The organism is Streptomyces sp. STR69, assembly GCF_024519455.1.
Classification (GTDB): Bacteria; Actinomycetota; Actinomycetes; order Streptomycetales; family Streptomycetaceae; genus Streptomyces.
This window is the reverse complement of record NZ_JALJRY010000021.1, coordinates 121,655-139,901: the sequence shown is the minus strand read 5'-3', so window position 1 is coordinate 139,901 and position 18,247 is coordinate 121,655. Positions and strand designations below refer to the sequence as shown.

The following is an 18,247-nucleotide window of genomic DNA, read 5'->3' as shown; positions in this document are numbered from 1 at the left end:
TCGCGTCAGTCGCCCACCTGGACGACCGTCGTCGCCCCGGCCCGGACCGTCGGCGTCGCGTAGGTGTAGGTCACGCCGTGGACTGTCTTGACGCGCACGTGCTGCTGGACGCCGTTGACCTTGATCTTCTTGTGGACGCCGGCGAAGCGGGCCTCCCAACTGTAGGAGCCCTTGCGGGAGTTGTTCGTCAGCGTGGTCTTCGTGGCGCCGTCGTGCCGCACGGTGACCGTACCGGTACCGATGGGGACGTCCGCCGCCTGGAGCCACTTCATGCCGGTCGGCAGCTGCGACTGGGTGGTCACCCGGTGGTCCGGCGCGTCCGGTGTGATACCCATCAGACCCTGGATGGTCTGGCTGACCAGGGTGAACGACACCTCGGGGTAGTCGCCGTTGGGGCCCTGGCTGGAGTTGACGTGCTGGGTCTCCCGCTCGCCGTAGATCTTCTGCATCCACTGCCAGGCGGTGTCGGCGCGGTTGTTCTTGAAGAACATGTCGGGCAGGTAGGTCGTCGACTCGATGTTGGGTGATCCCTGCGGTCCCAGTTCCTGCTGCTCGATGTAGTCGAGGTAGGCGTCGTTGCGCGGGCCGGGGTCGATGATCTGCTTCATCGGCATGAAGACGCTGTTCTCCTTCCCCCAGCCGGTGACCGGGGTGCCGGAGACGGTGTAGGCGCGGACCATGTCGGTGCCGCTGCCGGTGCGGCTCCAGGTGTCGTTGAAGTACGTCCTGAGGTCGGCGGCCCGCTTGTCGTAGGTCTTCGCGAGCTTGGTGTCGCCCCTGCCGCGGGCGAGCACGGCCATCGCCAGGTACGCCTGGTACTCGGAGGCGATGGTGTCGCCGGCCTCGGCGAGGTCGTCACCGTCCTGTTCGTTGTAGCTGGCGGCGCCAGCGAAGATGCCCTGGCCGGTGCCCTCGGCGACCTTGACCTTGCCGTTGTCCTTGGCGGAGTCGTGCAGGTCGATGAACTGCTCGGTGGCGTGCCGGTAGAAGTTCCACAGCACCGGGTCGTCGACGTATCTCCGGTCGCCGGTCCACTGGTAGGCCTGGGCGGCCTTCTCGACGAGTTCGAAGACGGCGGGCACCTCGCGCACGAAGTTGTCCGGGCTCTTGTAGTCGATGCTCAGGTAGGTCTTGGCGTCGAAGTTGAGGGACCACACCGGGAAGTACTTGTGCTCGGCGGTGGCGGACTCGGCGTACGAGCGGAGCATCGTCTCGTTCTCGGCGTCGAGGCCGATGAGGTGGGCGCCGGCGAGCTGGTGGGTCATGTCGCGGGAGTAGTAGGCGCTGCGGTTGGCGTATCCGGCCCAGTAGGTGGGCTCGTACGTCGCGGTGCCGGTGCCGCCGGTCTGGTACTCGTCGACGTTGACCGGGCCCACCGTGCCGGGCAGTTGGACCCAGCTGTTGGCCTTCTGCTGCGCCCAGGAGAACATCTCGACCACCGCGGGGTCGGACGAGGTGACCTTGGGGTCGGCGGGCGCGGCGGGCGAGATCATCAGGTCGTCGGCGTTGACCCAGGAGCTGCCGGAGCCGAATTCGATCTGCAGCCGGTCACCGGTCCGCAGTTCGACGTTGCTGATGGTGTAGCGGGCGTAACCGGGGTGCTGCGGCAGGGTGATGGTCTGCACGGTCTCGCCGTTGCGCCGGATCGTGTACGTGCCGCCGGTGCCGGCGCTGCCGATCCACGCGGAGAAGTCGTAACTGCCGTTGCGGGGCGCGACGATGGTCGTTTGCCCGCTCTTGCCTGCTCCGGAGTCGAGGTAGAGGAAGCGCTCGCCACCGTGTCTGTTGCCGGTGCCGACGCCGGCGCCCGAGGTGAAGGTCCAGCCCGTGCCGCCGTTCTCGAACCCGGGGTCGGGGATGGCGAGTTGGGGGCGGGGGGCGGCGGACGCGGTGGCCGACAGAGCGGGAGCCATCGGTGCGAGCAGGGCAACAGCGGTGAGCAGCATGAGCCTTGAGGGCTTCATCGGGTCTCCCGGGTCTTCGGTCACTGCGGATGGGGGCCGCGTGGTGGCCGGAAAGCTAGCAGGGGCCGAAGTGGCGATTCAATGGTCATGCGCAAGAAACATGGAAGACATGCAGTCTCACTGCTATGTTGCGTGGGAGGTTGAATTGAAAGTTTTCATCCGACTATTGCAAGTCGGGGTGGAGGGAACCGTATGAAGGTCGGCATCACCGAGGTCGCGGACCGGGCGCAGGTGAGCGAGGCCACGGTCAGCCGGGTCATCAACCGGCGCCAGGGCGTGTCCCGCAGGACCCGCGAGGCCGTCGAGCAGGCGATGGCCGACCTGGGGTACGAGCGGCAGACGCGGGGGCAACTCGTCGCGGTCGTCACGGAGTTGGTCTCCAACCCGTTCTTCGCCGATGTCGCCGAGCGGATCGAGTCGGTGCTCGCCCCGCACGGCCTGAAGACGGTGCTGTGCCCGTGTTTCCCGGGTGGGGTCCAGGAGTTGGACTTCGTGACCTCCCTCGCGGACCGGGGTGTGGCCGCCGTGGTCTTCCTCTCGGCCAGCAACACGATCGAGGGCGCGGATCCGCAGGCCTACGAGCTCCTGAGTTCCCGCAGGATCCCGTTCGTGGGGATCAACGGCCGGTTCGAGGGCGTGAGCGAGGCGCCGGTCTTCTCCACGGACGATCTGCTGGCCGCCGAACTCGCCGTCGACCACCTCTACCGCCTCGGTCACCGCCGTATCGGCATGGCGTCGGGGCCAGTTGGCAACCGGCCGGCCGACCGGCGGGTCAGCGGCTTCGTCGCCTCGCTCACCAAGCGCGGTGTCGAGGACGCGGAGCAGTGGGTGGTCCGGCAGTCGTACACCGTGGAGGGCGGTCAGTCCGCCGCGATCTCGCTGCTCGGCCGCGGCGCGACGGGGATCGTCGCCGCCAGCGACTACATGGCGCTGGGCGCGATCCGCGGGGCACGCCGACAGGGGTTCGACGTCCCGGGCGATGTGTCGGTCGTGGGCTACGACGGCTCCATGATCATGGACTTCGTCGACCCGCCGCTCACCACGGTCCGCCAGCCCGCCGACCGGCTGGCCTCGGAGGCGGGGCGCAGTGTCCTCGCCCTGGTCGGCAACCGTGACGTCCCCGTCGGGGAACTCCTCTTCGACCCCGAGTTGGTGATCCGCGCGAGCACGGCGGCGCCGAAGGCGTGAACTCCCTTACTTGTCCGGACCATTGACCCAGAGGTCGGATCTATAGACACTCCAGTCGGAGATCCGACCGACTCGAACCGGCCGTAACTCCGTTTATTCATCGGGTGTTTGGCGACTCATGAATGCTCCGGAGGGGCTATGTATCGGTCTCGGTTCGTGTTTTTGGGGGTGGCGCTCGCGCTGCTCGTGGGCGGCGGGGGTCCCGTCGCCGCGGCGTCGAGAGCGACGCCCGCGCCTGCGGTGGTGAGAGTCGACGCGTACGGCGCCGACCCGACGGGGCGGACGGACTCCACGCCCGCCGTCGTCGCGGCGTTGCGGCACGCGAAGAGGGTCGATCGCGGCCGGCCGGTCAGGATCGTCTTCTCCAAGGGGACGTACCAGCTCTACCCCGAGCGGGCCGAGACGCGTGAGCTGTATGTCTCCAACACCGTTGGCGCCGACCAGCGTTACCGGGACAAGAAGATCGGGCTGCTGATCGAGGACATGCACGACGTCACCGTCGACGGCGGCGGGGCGAAGCTCGTCAACCACGGTCTGCAGACGGCGTTCGCGTCGATCCGGTCGACCGATGTGACCTTCCAGAACTTCTCGTTCGACTACGCGGCCCCCGAGGTCATCGACGCGACCGTCGCGAGCGCCGGTGTCAGCGACGGGCACGCCTACCGCGTCCTGTCGATCCCGGCCGGCAGCCCGTACCAGGTGAACGGCACGCACATCACCTGGCTCGGCGAGAAGAGCCCGGCCACCGGACAGCCGTACTGGTCGGGCGAGGACGGACTCCAGTACACCCAGATCCACGACCCCAAGGCGCAGAAGACCTGGCGCGGGGACAACCCGCTGTTCAACGACGTCTCCTCGGTCACCGACCTCGGCAACCGCAGGATCCGCATCGACTACAGCACCACGTCACAACCGTCGGACGCCGGTCTCGTCTACCAGATGCGGCTCATCGAGCGCACGGAGCCGGGCGCCTTCATCTGGCAGTCGAAGAACGTCACGATGCGCTCGATGAACGCCTACTACCTCCAGTCCTTCGGTGTGGTGGGGCAGTTCAGCGAGAACATCACCATCGACAAGGTGAACTTCGCGCCCGATCCGAAGTCCGGCCGGTCGACAGCCTCGTTCGCGGACTTCGTGCAGATGTCCGGCGTCAAGGGCAGGGTCTCCATCACCCGGAGCCTCTTCGACGGCCCGCAGGACGACCCGATCAACATCCACGGCACCTACCTCGAAGTGGTCGGACAGCCTGGCCCGAACACCCTCACCCTCGCCTACGAGCACCCGCAGACCGCCGGGTTCCCGCAGTTCGCCCCGGGTGACGAGGTCGAGTTCACCACCCAGCGCACGATGACCCCGGTGACGGACCCGCACGCGAAGGTCACGGCCGTGGACGGCCCGAGCGGCATGGACCACGACAAGCCGCTCACCACGATGAACGTCTCCTTCGACCGGCCGGTGCCCGCCGGGGTGCAGATCGGCGGCACCGTCGTCGAGAACATCACGGCCACCCCGTCGGTCGTCATCTCCGGCAACACGTTCCGCAACGTGCCGACCCGAGGCATCCTGGTCACCACCCGCAAGCCCGTCCTGATCAGCGGCAACCACTTCGACGCGATGTCCATGGCGAGCATCTACGTCTCCGCCGACGCGTACCAGTGGTTCGAGTCCGGCCCGGTGGCCGATCTGACGATCCGCGACAACTCCTTCACCCGCCCCACGGGTCCCGCCATCTTCGTGGAGCCCACCAACCAGGTCGTCGACCCGGCCAACCCGGTGCACCATGACATCGCGGTCGAGCACAACTCCTTCGACATCGGTGACGTGACGGTCGTCAACGCCAAGAGCGTGGGCGGCTTCGCCTTCACCGGCAACACGGTCCGCCGCCTGGCCGCACCGGACCAGCCGCCGTACACCTCCCCGCTGTTCGTCTTCCACGGCAGTACGGGGATCAAGATCGCCCGCAACCACTACGACAAGGGCCTCAACACCTCGGTGGTCTCCGACTGAGGGAATCCCCGCCCGCCGCGCGCCGTTGTGCCACGCGTCAGACTCCGCACGCACACCAAGGAGGCCGAGCGTGTACGGCGACTCAGCAACGGTCCGCAAGATCCTCACCGAGTCCGGTGACACCTGGGCGGTCGTGGGCCTGTCCTCGAACCGGTCCCGCGCCGCGTACGGCGTCGCGCAGGTGCTGCAGCGCTTCGGCAAACGCGTCGTCCCGGTCCATCCCAAGGCGGAGACGGTGCACGGCGAGCAGGGGTACGCCTCGCTCGCGGACATCCCCTTCGAGGTCGACGTCGTCGACGTGTTCGTCAACGGCGACCTTGCCGGGGCGGTCGCGGACGAGGCGGTCACCAAGGGTGCGAAGGCCGTCTGGTTCCAGCTGGGCGTGATCGACGAGGCCGCCTATGAGCGGACCCGGGCAGCGGGCCTGGAGATGGTGATGGACCGCTGCCCGGCGATCGAGATCCCGGCGCTCGGCCGCAGCTCCGGACGAGACAGTGAGAAGGCGCTGTAAGAAGCCTGTGAACATGTCAAAGAACACCTCGAAGGCAAGTCAAATTTCAGGCAACAGACTTCTGTAAATATTCATTCATTCCTAGCCTGAGGCCTCCCGTCCGTTAAGCATCCGTGCTGACTTCGAGAGGCCCCTTGACATGGTGAGTGTTGACAAACTCGTCCCGGAGGCCACCAGGGATCCGAGCGGTTTGCGGCGGGACGTCGGCCTGATCGGACTGACCTGGGCATCGGTCGGCTCGATCATCGGCTCCGGATGGCTCTACGGCGCGCACGACGCGGTCATCCAGGCCGGCCCCTCGGCGATCATCTCGTGGGTGATCGGCGCGGTCGCGATCGTGCTGCTGGCGCTGGTGCACGCCGAACTCGGCGGTATGTTCCCGGTGGCGGGCGGTACGGCCCGCTACCCGCACTACGCGTTCGGCGGACTGGCCGGCATGTCGTTCGGCTGGTTCTCCTGGCTCCAGGCCGCGACCGTGGCGCCGATCGAGGTCGAGGCCATGATCGGCTACGCCGGTCACTGGTCGTGGGCGAAGCACTTCGAGCACACCGACAAGACCCTGACCACCAGTGGTCTGTTGGTGGCGGTCGTGCTCATGGCGGTCTTCGTCGCGGTGAACTTCTTCGGCGTACGGGTGCTCGCGCACACCAACAGCGCCGCGACCTGGTGGAAGATAGCCGTTCCGCTGGGCGCGATCTTCATCGTCGCCGCGAGCAACTTCCACCCCGCCAACTTCCATTCGGAGGGCTTCGCGCCGTTCGGCGCCAAGGGCGTGCTCACCGCGATCAGCACCAGCGGCATCATCTTCGCGCTGCTCGGCTTCGAGCAGGCCATCCAGCTGGCGGGCGAGAGCCGCAACCCGAAGCGGGACCTGCCGCGCGCCACGCTCGGCTCGGTCGCGATCGGTGCCGTCATCTACGTCCTGCTCCAGGTGGTGTTCATCGCCGCACTGCCGCACAGCACCTTCGCCAACGGCTGGGGCCACCTCGCGTTCAAGGGCGACAGCGGCCCGTGGGCCGGCCTCGCGACCCTGGTGGGCCTCGGCTGGCTGGCCTGGATCCTCTACCTGGACGCGATCATCTCCCCCGGCGGCACCGGCCTGATCTACACCACGGCCACCTCCCGGGTCTCCTACGGCCTGGCGAAGAACGGTTACGCTCCCAAGATCTTCGCGAAGACCGACGCGCGCGGTGTGCCGTGGTTCGGCCTGATCATGTCCTTCCTGACCGGCGTGATCTGCTTCCTGCCGTTCCCCAGCTGGCACAAGCTGGTGGGCTTCATCACCTCGGCGAGCGTGCTGATGTACGCGGGCGCTCCGCTGGCCTACGGCGTCTTCGCCGACAAGTTGCCGCGCCTGGAACGCCCGTACCGGCTGCCTGCTGGCAAGGTGATCTCCCCGCTGTCGTTCGTGGTCGCCAACCTGATCATCTACTGGGCGGGTTGGGACACCCTGTGGCGGCTCGGCCTGGCGATCCTGCTCGGATACCTGCTGCTCGGCGGATACGCCTACTACGCCCACAGCAACAACCTGCCGGACGCGCCCCGACTGGACTTCCGGGCCGCCCAGTGGCTGCCGGTCTACCTGCTGGGCATGGGCCTGATCTCCTGGCAGGGCGGCTTCGGCGGCCAGGGCAACATCCCGCTGTGGTGGGACATCCTGCTCATCGCGGTCTTCTCGCTCGGCATCTACTACTGGGCCAAGGCGACTTCGTCCACGGTCGAGGACATCGAGCGCAGCATCGACGAGGTCGTGGTCACGGACGCGCCCGCGCACTGATCCGTCCCTCCTCACCCGCGATCCGAACCGGCCGCCGTCCAGGCGGCCGGTTTTCGGTTGTCGGGACGCGGTCATACTGAGCCGGTGACTTCTGCCTCCCCCCACCCCAACTCGCCCTCCACGCCCCGCTTTCCGGTCGTCGTCGTGGGCGCCGGTCCCGCCGGGCTCACCGTCGGCAACATCCTGCGCGCGGCCGGAGTCGACTGCCTGGTCCTGGAGACCGAGACCAGGGAGTTCATCGAACAGCGGCCCCGGGCCGGGGTCATCGAGGAGTGGGCCGTCCGCGGCCTTCAGCAACGGGGCCTCGCCCAGAACCTGTTGGAGCGGGCACAGCGGCACACCCAGTGCGAGTTCCGTTTCGGCGGGCAGCGACACCGGTTCTCCTACACGGAGTTGACGGGGTATCACCACTACGTCTATCCGCAGCCGTTGCTGGTGACGGACCTGGTGCGGGAGTACGCGGACGTGCGCGGCGGCGAGATCCGCTTCGGCGTGCGCGACGTCGAGCTGCACGACCTGGACACCGACCGCCCGGCGGTGTCGTACACCGACCCCGAAACCGGTCAACGGCTGCTGGTGCACGGCGACTTCGTCGCGGGCTGCGACGGTGCGCGCGGGGTGAGCCGGGCCGCGATACCCCCGGAGCGGGCCCGCACCGCGCGGCACGACTACGGCATCGGCTGGCTCGCGCTGCTCGCCGAGGCACCGCCGTCCTCGGACTGCGTCCTGTTCGGCGTCCATCCGCGCGGCTTCGCCGGGCACATGGCGCGCAGCCCCGAAGTCACCCGCTACTACCTCGAATGCACGCCCGGCGACGACCCCGACAGCTGGCCGGACGAACGCGTCTGGTCCGAGCTGCAGCACCGGCTCGCCGCGACCGGCGCCCCGCCGCTCACCGAGGGCCGGCTGATCGAGAAGCGCGTGCTCGACATGCACAACTACGTTGTCGAACCCATGGTGTTCGGCCGGCTCTACCTCGCGGGCGACGCGGCCCACCTCACCGCGCCCATCGCCGCGAAGGGCATGAACCTCGCCCTGCACGACGCGTTCCTGCTCGGCGACGCGCTCGTCGCCCACCTCACGAGGGGCGACTCGGCGGGCCTGGGCGACTACTCCGAGGCCTGTCTGGGCCGGGTGTGGGAGTACCAGGAGTTCTCCCGGTGGCTCTCCGAGGTGTACCACGGCGCCTCGTCCGGCGACCCGTACCTCGCGGGCACCACCCTCGCGCGGCTGCGCCGGGTCTTCGAATCCCCTTCCGCAGGGCTCGCGTTCGCCGAGTCGTACCTGGGCAAGGACCCTCAGCGCTGAACCGTCAGTCGTGCGGCGGGCGGTCGCTCAGCCGGTGGTCCGCCACGTTCAACGCCTCGTCGACGAGCCGTCGTAGATGACCGTCACTCAGTGCGTAGATGACCCGGCGGCCCTCCTTCCGCGTGGTCACCAGCCCCGCGAGACGCAGCCGCGCCAGATGCTGGCTGACGGCCGGGCGGGCCGCGTCGCACGCCTCCGTGAGCGTGGTGACGTCGGCCTCGCCCGCCGTCAGGGCATGGAGGAGGGTCAGGCGGGTGCGGTCGCCGAGCAGGGCCAGGAGTTCGGCGGCCAGCGCGAACTGTTCCTCGCCCGGGGTACGCGGGTGCGCATCGTGCGCAGGTGATAGGTGCGTGCGTGCGCTCATACGCACATAATGGTCCCGTGGACGCCGTACGTCCACCCGCGCACCGGAAGGGGACGCACGTGAGCGACCAGCACCACCACGACCACAGCCATGACCACGAGCACCACCATCACCACTCCCCCAAAGGTGTCCGCCACCGCCTCACCCACCTCCTCACCCCCCACTCCCACGAGACCGCCGACAAACTCGACTCCGCCCTGGAGTCCTCGGCCCGCGGTATGCGCGCGCTCTGGGTGTCGCTCGCGGTGCTCGGGGCGACGGCGCTGGTGCAGGCGGTCGTGGTCGTGATGTCCGGGTCGGTCGCACTGCTCGGCGACACGGTCCACAACGCGGCGGACGCGCTGACCGCCGTACCGCTGGGCATCGCGTTCGTGCTCGGCCGCCGCGCGGCGACCCGGCGCTTCACCTACGGCTACGGCCGGGCCGAGGACCTGGCCGGTATCGCGATCGTGCTGACGATCGCCGCGTCCGCGGCCTTCGCGGCCTGGGCGGCGGTGGACCGGCTGCTCGATCCGCGGCCCGTCACGCATGTCATGGCGGTCGCGGGGGCCGCGCTGGCCGGCTTCGTAGGCAACGAGTGGGTGGCCAGGTACCGGATCCGGGTCGGGCGGGAGATCGGGTCGGCCGCGCTGGTCGCCGACGGACTGCACGCCCGTACCGACGGGTTCACCTCGCTGGCCGTGCTGATCGGTGCCGGTGGTTCGGCGCTGGGGTGGCAACTCGCCGACCCACTCGTGGGGTTGGCGATCACGGCCGCCATCGCGCTGGTGCTGCGGGACGCGGCGCGCGAGGTGTTCCGGCGGGTGATGGACGCCGTGGACCCCGAACTCGTGGACCGGGCCGAGCACGCCGTCCGGGAGGTCCAAGGGGTGCGCGGCGTGGGCGAGTTGCGGCTGCGCTGGATCGGGCACCGGCTGCGCGCCGAGGTGGCGGTGGTCGTGGACGGGGAGGCGACGGTACGGCAGGCCCACGCCGTCGCCGTGGCGGCGGAACACGCGCTGCTGCACGCGGTACCGAGACTCACCGCGGCCCTGGTGCACGCCGACCCGGCACCGGTGCCGGGCGAGGCGGACCCGCACGGGGAGTTGGCCCACCACCACAGCATGGCCTGAGCCCGGAGCGGGTCAGGCGACGCCCAGCCCCTCCAGCACCACCGCGCCCGGGATCTCGGCGAACGCCTTGCCGGGGACGAGGAGTTTGCCGCGGCGGCGTCCGCTGCCGACCAGGACGTACGGGAGGTCGACGACGGCGGAGTCCACCAACACCGGCCAGTCGGCGGGGAGTCCGACGGGTGTGATGCCTCCGTACTCCATCCCGCTCTCGCCGGTCGCCGTGTCCATGGAGGCGAACGATGCCTTGCGGGCGCCGAGTTGGCGGCGCACGACACCGTTCACGTCGACGCGGGTGGTGGACAGGACCACGCAGGCGGCGAGCGTGGTGTCGGCGCCGCGCTTTCCGGCAACGACCACGCAGTTCGCGGACTGCTCCAGCAGCTCCCGGCCGTAGTGCTCGACGAAGGTGGCGGTGTCGGCCCACTCCGGGTCGGTGTCGACGTAGACGATCTGTTCGGCGGGGACGCTGCCGTGCCAGCCGCGCACGGCCTCGGCGACCGGGCGGGTCAGTTCGTCGAGGCAGTCGGGGGCGGGGGTGGCGTGGTCGAAGTGTCCGATGGGTGCGCGCATGACGGCACGCTAACAGTCGTACGACGGCCGTTCACGGGGTGTCGCGGTGCACCGGCGGGACGGACACCGCCATCACCATCTCCATCGGCACCTCGCCCCGATTCCCGTACGTGTGGGGGGTGTTGGCCTCGAAGGTGGCGCTCGCGCCGGCCGGGACCAGGTGGTCCTCGCCGTCCACGGTGAGGGTCAGTTCGCCGGTGGTGACATGGACGAGTTCAACGGTGCCGGTGGGGTGGGGCTCGGAGGGGCTGCTGTCCCCCGGCATCAGCCGCCAGTCCCACATCTCCAGCGGTCCGGGTGCCTCGGTACCGGCGAGGAGGCGGTTGTAGCTGCCGGCCTCGGTGTGCCACAGCCGTACTGCACGGTCGGCGGGGACGATACGGACCTTCGGGCCCTGTTCGTAGTCGAGCAGGGTGGTGATGCTGACCCCGAGGGCGTCACCGATCTTGACGACCGTACCGATGCTGGGATTGGTGCGGGCCTGCTCGATCTGGATGAGCATGCCCCGGCTGACGGCGGCCCGGGCGGCCAGCACGTCCAGGGTGAAGCCGCGCACCGAGCGCCAGTGCTTGACGTTGCGCGCCAGGGACTGGTTCAGCAGGTCGAGGTCCGACACGTTCCGCCCATACCTTCAGTTCAATATCATGGATGACAGAGTTCACTTTGCTGAACTACGGTGTGATGCACCGATCGTTCACCGAACTGTACTGCGAGGCACCCCGTGACAGCATTCTTCGCCCTGGCCACCAGCCTCCTGTGGGGGCTGGCCGACTTCGGCGGAGGTCTGCTGACCCGGCGGTCCCCGGCGCTGACGGTCGTCGTCGTGTCGCAGGGGATCGCGGCGGCCGTGCTCGGCGCGGTCGTGATCGCCGCCGGCGGCTGGAGCGAGGCCGGACCGCGGCTCTGGTTCGCGTTCGCGGCGGGCTTGGTGGGACCGATCGCGCTCCTCTCCTTCTACAAGGCGCTCGCGCTGGGCCCGATGGGCGTCGTCTCACCGCTCGCCACACTGAGCGTGGCCGTGCCGGTCGGTGTCGGACTGTTCCTCGGGGAGCGGCCCGGGCTGATGCAGGTGGCGGGGATCGCGGTCGCCGTCACGGGAGTCGTCCTGGCAGGCGGTCCGCAGTTGCGGGGTGCGCCCGTGCAGCGGCAGACCATCCTGCTGACGCTGATCGCCGCGCTCGGCTTCGGCACGGTGTTCGCGCTGATCGCGGAGGCGTCCACCAGTGTCACCGGTCTCTTCCTCGCCCTGTTCGTGCAGCGCCTGACGAACGTGGCCACGGGCGGGGCCGCGCTCTACGTCTCCGTACGGCGGGGCGGGACCGCGCTCCCGGAGGGCGGGTTCCGCTGGGGTTCGCTGCCTGCGCTCGCCTTCGTGGGACTCGCCGATGTGGCGGCCAACGGGACGTATTCCGTTGCCGCGCAGCATGGGCCGGTGACCGTGGCGGCGGTGCTCGCCTCGCTCTACCCGGTGGTGACGTCCCTGGCCGCGCGCGGATTCCTGAGTGAGCGACTGCGGGCGGTCCAGGCCGCCGGGGCGGGGCTCGCGCTGGTGGGGACGTTGTTGCTGGCCACGGGGTGAGCGCTGCTCAGGCTTCGGCGTCGAGTTCGGCGAGCCGCGCGATCGTGTCGTCGTCGAGTTCCGCGAGCCGCGCCGCGGTCTCCTCGTCCAGGCCTGCGAGCGCGTTCAGCTGGTCCGGGGTGACGCCCTCGGGGATCGGCACCGGCGCGGGCGTCCGCAGCGGTGGCTGCCAGCCCTCCGCCGGAGTCCAGCGGCGTACGACCCGTGCGGGCGCGCCCGCCACCACGGCATGGTCGGGCACCGTGCCCCGGACCACCGCGCCGGCCGCCACCACCACGTTCCGGCCGATCCGCGCACCCGGCAGGATCACCGCGCCGGTGCCGATCCAGCAGCCCGGGCCGATCTCGACGGGTTCCATACGCGGCCACTGCTTGCCGATGGGCTCGTGCGGGTCGTCGTAGGAATGGTTCGTGGAGGTGACGTAGACGTACGGGCCGAAGTAGCAGTCGCTGCCGATGGTGACCGTCGTGTCGGCGATGACGTGGCTGCCGCGGCCGAGGACGACGCCGTCGCCGAGACGCAGGATGGGGTCGGGGCCGAGGTCGAGGTCGGGCATCAGGCCGGCGGTGAGGGTGACCTGTTCGCCGACGATGCAGTGGGCGCCGAGATGGATCCAGGGTTCGCCGAAGACGGTGCCCAGCGGGAAGGCGAGTCTGGTACCTGTTCCCATCGCGCCGAAGCGGAAACGTCCCGGGTGTGCGGCGGTCACGGAGCCCGTGCGCTGCACCCAGGCCCAGCCCGCGTGGACGGCGCGTTGCGCGAGGTGGCGGCGCCATTCTGAGAACGTGTTCTTGCGCTTGGACACCCGTTCACGGTACTCAGCGTGAGCCGCACCCATGAGGTCCGGCCGCTGTGATCTTCGCCCTACCTGATGACGTACCGTGCGGGTGTCTTCGACGAGAGGGAGAGCACGATGACGCACAAGGCGTTGATCACGGGTATCGGCGGCAGGGAACCGAAGGTCGACGAGTCGGCGTTCGTCGCCCCTACGGCGTCGGTGATCGGGGATGTGACGGTGTCGGCGGGGGCGAGCGTCTGGTACGGCGCCGTGTTGCGCGGTGACGTCGAGCGGATCGCCGTCGGAGCGAGCAGCAATATCCAGGACAACTGCACGCTGCATGCCGACCCCGGGTTTCCCGTGACCGTCGGGGAGCGGGTGTCCGTGGGGCACAACGCCGTTGTGCACGGGGCGACCGTCGAGGACGACTGTTTGATCGGGATGGGGGCTACGGTGCTCAACGGGGCGGTGATCGGGGCGGGTTCGCTTGTTGCCGCGCAGGCGTTGGTACCGCAGGGGATGGTTGTGCCGGCGGGGTCACTGGTCGCGGGGGTGCCGGCGAAGGTGCGGCGGGAGCTGAGCGGTGAGGAGCGGGAGGGGTTGACCCTCAACGGCACCATGTATGCGGAGTTGGCCAAGGCGCATCGCGAAGTGCATCAGTAGGCCGAGTGGCGGCTGCGGGCCTCACTCGCCGGCGTTGACCGGTGCGGGTTCCTTTTTGTCGGCTGACATCTTCTTGGCCTTGCGCCTGACCATCAGCATGGAGGCCAGTCCCACCAGTACCGCCGCTGCCAGACCGAAGTACGAGAAGCGCTTCAGCCAGTCCTCGGCGACGATTCCTACGTAGTAGACGACTGCCGTGGTGCCGCCTGCCCAGATGATCCCGCCGAGGAGGTTGGCGGTCAGGAACTTCCAGTACGGCATGTGCAGTACGCCTGCGAGCGGGCCGGCGAAGATGCGGAGCAGGGCGATGAAGCGGCCGAAGAAGACGGCCCACATGCCCCACTTCTCGAACGACCGCTCGGCGGTGGCGACATGGCCCTCGCTGAAGTGCCTGGGGAACTTGTTGGCGAGCCAGGCGAGCAGCGGGCGTCCGCCCTTGCGGCCGATCGCGTAGCCGATGGAGTCGCCGATCACGGCGCCGAGGCTGGCGCAGGCGCCGAGGATGATCGGGTTGATGCCGGAGTGCTGGGAGGAGAGCAGCGCCGCCGAGACCAGGACGATCTCGCCCGGCAGCGGGATGCCCAGGCTCTCCACCCCGATGACCAGCGCCACCACGGCGTAGACGGCCACTGGGGGAACCGTGTCGAGCCATTCCTGGACGTGCAACGCCGGTCCTCCCGAGTTCGCGTACCGCCTTGCCTGCGCGCGCCGCGCAAAAGGGCGCACTCCGGGAAGGGTACCGCTCGCCGTCACGGGTCGACGCCCCGCCGATCGACCGCATCGGAACCGCTCCGTTACCTACCGAGCGGGCAGAAAGGGCTCTCACCTCCCGCAATTCACTTAAGGTAGCCTTGCCTAAGTTGGCCGGGTTCCGGAGGGTGGCTGGTGGGAGCAGGGGAACTGTCGGGGCGGGACGTCCTGGCGCGCTCGGTCAAGGGACAGCTACGGCGCGTCGCTCTCGGCTCGGCGCTCGGATGCGTGCACCAACTGGGGGAAGCCCTGGTGCCGGTGCTCATCGGTGTCGTCATCGATCAGGCCGTCGCCGGTCAGGACGCGGGGCGACTGGCGCGCTGGCTCGGCGTACTGGCCCTCATGTACGTGACGCTGTCGTGGAGTTTCCGGCTGGGCGCCAAGGCCGGCGAGCGCGGGGCCGAAGAGGCCGCGCACACACTCCGGTTGGCGATCGTCGGGCGGGTGCTGGACGCCCGCGGCGGGGCCGAGGAGGGGCGGCTGCCCGGTGAGCTGGCCAATGTCGCCACCGAGGACGCCAAGCGGGTCGGCGCGGTCAACATGGCTTTGATGAGCGGGATCTGGGCCGTCGCGGGTGTCGCCGTGAGCGCCGTCGCACTGCTGCTGATCTCGGTGACGCTCGGGCTGATCGTGCTGCTGGGCACCCCTGTTCTGCTGTGGCTCGGGCATCTGCTGTCCAAGCCGCTGGAGCGGCGCAGCGAGGCCGAGCAGGACCGGGCCGCCCATGCCTCGGGCGTGGCCGCCGACCTGGTGGCCGGGCTGCGGGTGCTGAAGGGGCTGGGCGCGCAGCAGGCCGCCGTCGAGCGGTATCGGCGGACGAGCCGTATCTCCCTTGCCGCCACGCTGCGTTCGGCGCGTGCCGAGTCCTGGCAGACCGGGCTCGTGCTCGCGCTCACCGGTGGGTTCATCGCGCTCATCGCCCTGGTGGGCGGGCGGCTGGCACTCGACGGGTCGCTCACATTGGGGCAGTTGGTGTCGGCTGTGGGGCTCGCGCTGTTCCTGCTGGGGCCGTTGGAGACGTTCGCGTGGGTCAACGCCGAGCTGGCGCAGGGCCGGGCCTCGGCCGCCCGGGTCGCCGAGGTGCTCGCCGCCCGGCCCGCCGTCCTGGACGGCGACGACCCGGTCGCCGAACCCGTGCGCGGCGAACTGCGGCTGCGGGGCGTACGGCTCGGCGGTCTCGACGGCGTCGATCTCGACCTGCGCGCCGGGCAGTTGACCGGCATAGCGGTGACCGATCCGGCCGGCGCCGAAGCTCTGTTGCGCTGTCTGGGCCGGGAGATCGACCCCGAGTCGGGTTCGGTGGAGCTGGACGGTGTGCCGCTGACCCGGCTGGATCCGACGGGACTTCGGGCGGCGGTACTGGTCGCCGCGCACGACGCCGCCCTGTTCGAGGGCTCGTTGGCGGCCAACGTGACTCCGGAGGAGGAGTCGGCCGACGACCAGCTCCTTACCGAGCGCGCCATGGCCGCCGCCCGTGCCGACGAGGTGGCCGAGTCCCTGCCGTACGGCACCGCCACCGGTGTCGGCGAGGGCGGCCGGTCCCTGTCCGGCGGTCAGCGTCAACGCGTGCTGCTGGCAAGGGCCTTGCGTGCCGGGCCGTCCGTCCTGGTCGTTCACGATCCGACGACGGCCGTCGACACGGTGACCGAGGCGCGGATCGCGGCGGGGCTGCGCGAGTTCCGGCAGGGCCGCACCACGATCGTCGTGACCAACAGCCCGGCACTCCTCGCCGTCACCGACCACGTGATCCTCCTCGACGCCGGCCGTGTCGGCGCCGAGGGCACCCACGCGGACCTGGTGCGGACCGACACGACCTACCGGACGGCGGTGCTGGCATGACGACGGACGACATACGGACGGACTCCGAAGGCCTGCGGACGGACTCCGACCGTGCTCTCCTCCCCACCGCCACGCCCGCCCGCACCCGTGCCGCGGTGCGCGAACTCCTGCGTCCGCAGCGGGGGTTGGCCCTCGCCGGGTTCGGGCTGATGGTGGTCGCCACGGCCGTCGGGCTGATCACGCAGCCGCTGCTGGGCCATATCGTCGACGTGGTCACCGAGCGCCGCTCCCCCGACGCGCTCACGCTGCCCGTGGTCGCGCTGGCCGGGGTCGCCGTGGTCCAAGGAGTGACGACCGCACTCGGTATGTCGCTGGTGTCCCGGCTCGGGGAGACCGCGCTCGCGCGGCTGCGCGAACTGTTCGTCGAGCGGGCGCTGTCGTTGCCCCTGGACCGGATCGAGAAGGCCGGCTCCGGGGACCTCAACTCCCGTGTGACGCGGGATGTTTCACGGGTCGCGGACGCGGTGCGCGGCGCGCTGCCCGAGCTGGCGCGGTCCGCGTTGTCCATCGTGCTGACGCTGGGCGCGCTCGCCCTGCTGGACTGGCGTTTCCTGCTCGCCGCGCTGATCGCCGTGCCCGTGCAGGCGCACACCGCCCGCTGGTATGTGCGCAACGCCGTTCCGCTGTACGCCAAGGAGCGCATCGCGACCGGGACCCAGCAGCAGCAGTTGCTGGACACCATCGGCGGGGCGCGGACCGTCCGGGCGCACCGGCTGCAGCAGGGGCACACCCGGCAGGTCACCGAACGCTCGCGCGCCGCCGTGGAGTTGACGATGAGCGGGGTGCGGCTGATGCTGCGCTTCTACAGTCGGCTGCACATCGCGGAGTATCTGGGGCTGTCCGCCGTCCTGGTCACCGGCTTCCTGCTGGTGCGTGACGGTTCCGCCTCGGTCGGTACGGCCACCGCAGCTGCGCTCTACTTCCACAGTCTCTTCGGTCCGGTCAACACCGCGCTGGTGCTGCTGGACGACGCCCAGTCGGCAACGGCCGGACTGGCAAGGCTAGTTGGGGTCGTGGACGAACCCGCGCCGGTGGTCGCCGGGCGCGCTGACGACCGTACGGCTGCGGCCGGGCCCCCGTCCGTGACGCTGACCGGTGTCTCGCACGCGTATGTGCCGGGCCGCCCGGTGCTGCACGACGTCGACCTGGAGATCCGGCCCAAGGAGCGGGTCGCGCTGGTCGGGACGACCGGTGCGGGCAAGACGACGCTCGCCAAGCTGGTCGCGGGGCTGCACCGCCCTCAGTCGGGCCGGATCGACGTCGGCGGCCAGGAGCCGGACGAGGCAGGACAGTTGGTCGGGCTCGTCACGCAGGAGGTCCATGTCTTCGCCGGGCCGCTCGTCGACGATCTGCGGCTGGCCCGACCGGACGCGCACATCGAGGAGCTGCGGGAGGCGCTGGAAACGGTGGGCGCGCTCGGCTGGGCCGAGGCGCTGCCGGAGGGCCTGGACACGGTCGTGGGCGACGGCGGTCACCGGCTGACCGCTGACCGCGCCCAGCAACTCGCGCTGGCCCGGCTGCTGTTGGCCGACCCGCCGGTCGTCGTGCTCGACGAGGCGACGGCGGAGGCGGGCAGTTCGGGCGCCCGTCAGCTCGACGAGGCCGCCGAACAGGCCCTGCGCGGCCGTACGGCGCTGGTCGTGGCGCACCGGCTGAGCCAGGCCGCCTCCGCGGACCGGGTGGTCGTCCTCAGCGGCGGCCGGGTCGTGGAGAACGGCACGCACGACGAACTCCTCGCCGCCCAGGGCCAGTACGCCGCTCTCTGGCAGGCCTGGTCCAGCAGCCGTTCCTCCATCACTCCCTGAACCCGTCACCCCCCGCCGACCCATCGCGACGA

The 18,247-nt window shown here is 70.0% G+C and carries 16 protein-coding genes; 10 read left to right on the top strand and 6 right to left on the bottom strand.

Annotated elements, in window-relative coordinates; genetic code table 11:
• Positions 1 to 5: 5 nt before the first annotated feature.
• On the bottom strand, positions 6 to 1,964 hold the full coding sequence (locus OC490_RS33675) for a hypothetical protein (RefSeq protein WP_262061809.1): 1,959 nt from the start codon (positions 1,962 to 1,964) through the stop codon (positions 6 to 8).
• A 192-nt stretch (positions 1,965 to 2,156) separates the two neighbouring features.
• Here OC490_RS33675 and OC490_RS33670 point away from each other — a divergent pair, with 192 nt between their 5' ends.
• The 5 genes from OC490_RS33670 to OC490_RS33650 all read left to right on the top strand — a co-directional run bounded on the left by OC490_RS33670 (position 2,157) and on the right by OC490_RS33650 (position 8,755).
• The gene (locus tag OC490_RS33670) at positions 2,157 to 3,152 is read left to right on the top strand and encodes a LacI family DNA-binding transcriptional regulator (RefSeq protein WP_262061808.1); all 996 of its coding nucleotides are present in this window, start codon (positions 2,157 to 2,159) and stop codon (positions 3,150 to 3,152) included.
• Between the two features lie 243 nt (positions 3,153 to 3,395).
• Entirely contained in the window at positions 3,396 to 5,159 is a 1,764-nt protein-coding gene (locus tag OC490_RS33665; protein WP_262061807.1) for a right-handed parallel beta-helix repeat-containing protein, read from the top strand.
• 70 nt (positions 5,160 to 5,229) lie between these two features.
• Positions 5,230 to 5,670, top strand: a complete 441-nt coding sequence (locus OC490_RS33660) for a CoA-binding protein (RefSeq protein ID WP_262061806.1) — start codon at positions 5,230 to 5,232, stop codon at positions 5,668 to 5,670.
• Between the two features lie 139 nt (positions 5,671 to 5,809).
• The gene (locus OC490_RS33655) at positions 5,810 to 7,447 is read left to right on the top strand and encodes an APC family permease (protein WP_262061805.1); all 1,638 of its coding nucleotides are present in this window, start codon (positions 5,810 to 5,812) and stop codon (positions 7,445 to 7,447) included.
• An 84-nt stretch (positions 7,448 to 7,531) separates the two neighbouring features.
• On the top strand, positions 7,532 to 8,755 hold the full coding sequence (locus OC490_RS33650) for a 4-hydroxybenzoate 3-monooxygenase (RefSeq protein ID WP_262061804.1): 1,224 nt from the start codon (positions 7,532 to 7,534) through the stop codon (positions 8,753 to 8,755).
• Positions 8,756 to 8,759: 4 nt separating this feature from the next.
• Here the strand turns inward: OC490_RS33650 and OC490_RS33645 are convergent, their stop codons facing one another.
• On the bottom strand, positions 8,760 to 9,119 hold the full coding sequence (locus OC490_RS33645) for an ArsR/SmtB family transcription factor (protein WP_262061803.1): 360 nt from the start codon (positions 9,117 to 9,119) through the stop codon (positions 8,760 to 8,762).
• A gap of 59 nt (positions 9,120 to 9,178) precedes the next feature.
• On the opposite strand from OC490_RS33645, the gene OC490_RS33640 reads away from it, so the two are divergent.
• A complete protein-coding gene (locus OC490_RS33640) occupies positions 9,179 to 10,231 on the top strand; it encodes a cation diffusion facilitator family transporter (protein ID WP_262061802.1) in 1,053 nt (350 codons plus the stop codon).
• Positions 10,232 to 10,243: 12 nt separating this feature from the next.
• Here OC490_RS33640 and OC490_RS33635 read toward each other — a convergent pair whose 3' ends face one another.
• Both OC490_RS33635 and OC490_RS33630 read right to left on the bottom strand, forming a co-directional pair.
• Entirely contained in the window at positions 10,244 to 10,801 is a 558-nt protein-coding gene (locus OC490_RS33635; RefSeq protein WP_262061801.1) for a YbaK/EbsC family protein, read from the bottom strand.
• A 31-nt stretch (positions 10,802 to 10,832) separates the two neighbouring features.
• Positions 10,833 to 11,417 carry a helix-turn-helix domain-containing protein gene (locus tag OC490_RS33630; RefSeq protein WP_262061800.1) on the bottom strand — a complete coding sequence of 195 codons (585 nt, stop codon included), beginning with the start codon at positions 11,415 to 11,417 and terminating at the stop codon, positions 10,833 to 10,835.
• 105 nt (positions 11,418 to 11,522) lie between these two features.
• On the opposite strand from OC490_RS33630, the gene OC490_RS33625 reads away from it, so the two are divergent.
• A complete protein-coding gene (locus OC490_RS33625) occupies positions 11,523 to 12,380 on the top strand; it encodes a DMT family transporter (protein WP_262061799.1) in 858 nt (285 codons plus the stop codon).
• Positions 12,381 to 12,387: 7 nt separating this feature from the next.
• On the opposite strand, the gene OC490_RS33620 is transcribed toward OC490_RS33625, so the two are convergent.
• On the bottom strand, positions 12,388 to 13,185 hold the full coding sequence (locus OC490_RS33620; RefSeq protein WP_262061798.1) for an acyltransferase: 798 nt from the start codon (positions 13,183 to 13,185) through the stop codon (positions 12,388 to 12,390).
• A 108-nt stretch (positions 13,186 to 13,293) separates the two neighbouring features.
• Between OC490_RS33620 and OC490_RS33615 the strand changes: the two genes are divergently transcribed.
• Positions 13,294 to 13,821, top strand: a complete 528-nt coding sequence (locus OC490_RS33615; protein WP_262061863.1) for a gamma carbonic anhydrase family protein — start codon at positions 13,294 to 13,296, stop codon at positions 13,819 to 13,821.
• Positions 13,822 to 13,842: 21 nt separating this feature from the next.
• Here the strand turns inward: OC490_RS33615 and OC490_RS33610 are convergent, their stop codons facing one another.
• Positions 13,843 to 14,487 (bottom strand): DedA family protein, encoded by a 645-nt coding sequence (locus OC490_RS33610; RefSeq protein ID WP_262061797.1) that lies wholly within the window; start codon positions 14,485 to 14,487, stop codon positions 13,843 to 13,845.
• A 219-nt stretch (positions 14,488 to 14,706) separates the two neighbouring features.
• On the opposite strand from OC490_RS33610, the gene OC490_RS33605 reads away from it, so the two are divergent.
• A complete protein-coding gene (locus OC490_RS33605) occupies positions 14,707 to 16,410 on the top strand; it encodes an ABC transporter ATP-binding protein (protein WP_262061796.1) in 1,704 nt (567 codons plus the stop codon).
• Positions 16,407 to 18,215: an ABC transporter ATP-binding protein gene (locus OC490_RS33600; RefSeq protein WP_262061795.1), complete on the top strand. Its 1,809-nt coding sequence runs from the start codon at positions 16,407 to 16,409 to the stop codon at positions 18,213 to 18,215. Before OC490_RS33605 ends, OC490_RS33600 begins: the two co-directional genes overlap by 4 nt.
• Positions 18,216 to 18,247 lie beyond the last annotated feature (32 nt).

What these genes read in the sequence shown, in the direction of transcription:
- OC490_RS33675 (WP_262061809.1), bottom strand. Translation starts at nt 1,964, where the DNA reads ATGAAGCCCTCAAGGCTCATGCTGCTCACCGCTGTTGCCCTGCTCGCA.
- OC490_RS33645 (WP_262061803.1), bottom strand. Translation starts at nt 9,119, where the DNA reads ATGAGCGCACGCACGCACCTATCACCTGCGCACGATGCGCACCCGCGT.
- OC490_RS33615 (WP_262061863.1), top strand. Translation starts at nt 13,294, where the DNA reads ATGACGCACAAGGCGTTGATCACGGGTATCGGCGGCAGGGAACCGAAG.
- OC490_RS33655 (WP_262061805.1), top strand. Translation starts at nt 5,810, where the DNA reads ATGGTGAGTGTTGACAAACTCGTCCCGGAGGCCACCAGGGATCCGAGC.
- OC490_RS33600 (WP_262061795.1), top strand. Translation starts at nt 16,407, where the DNA reads ATGACGACGGACGACATACGGACGGACTCCGAAGGCCTGCGGACGGAC.
- OC490_RS33635 (WP_262061801.1), bottom strand. Translation starts at nt 10,801, where the DNA reads ATGCGCGCACCCATCGGACACTTCGACCACGCCACCCCCGCCCCCGAC.
- OC490_RS33670 (WP_262061808.1), top strand. Translation starts at nt 2,157, where the DNA reads ATGAAGGTCGGCATCACCGAGGTCGCGGACCGGGCGCAGGTGAGCGAG.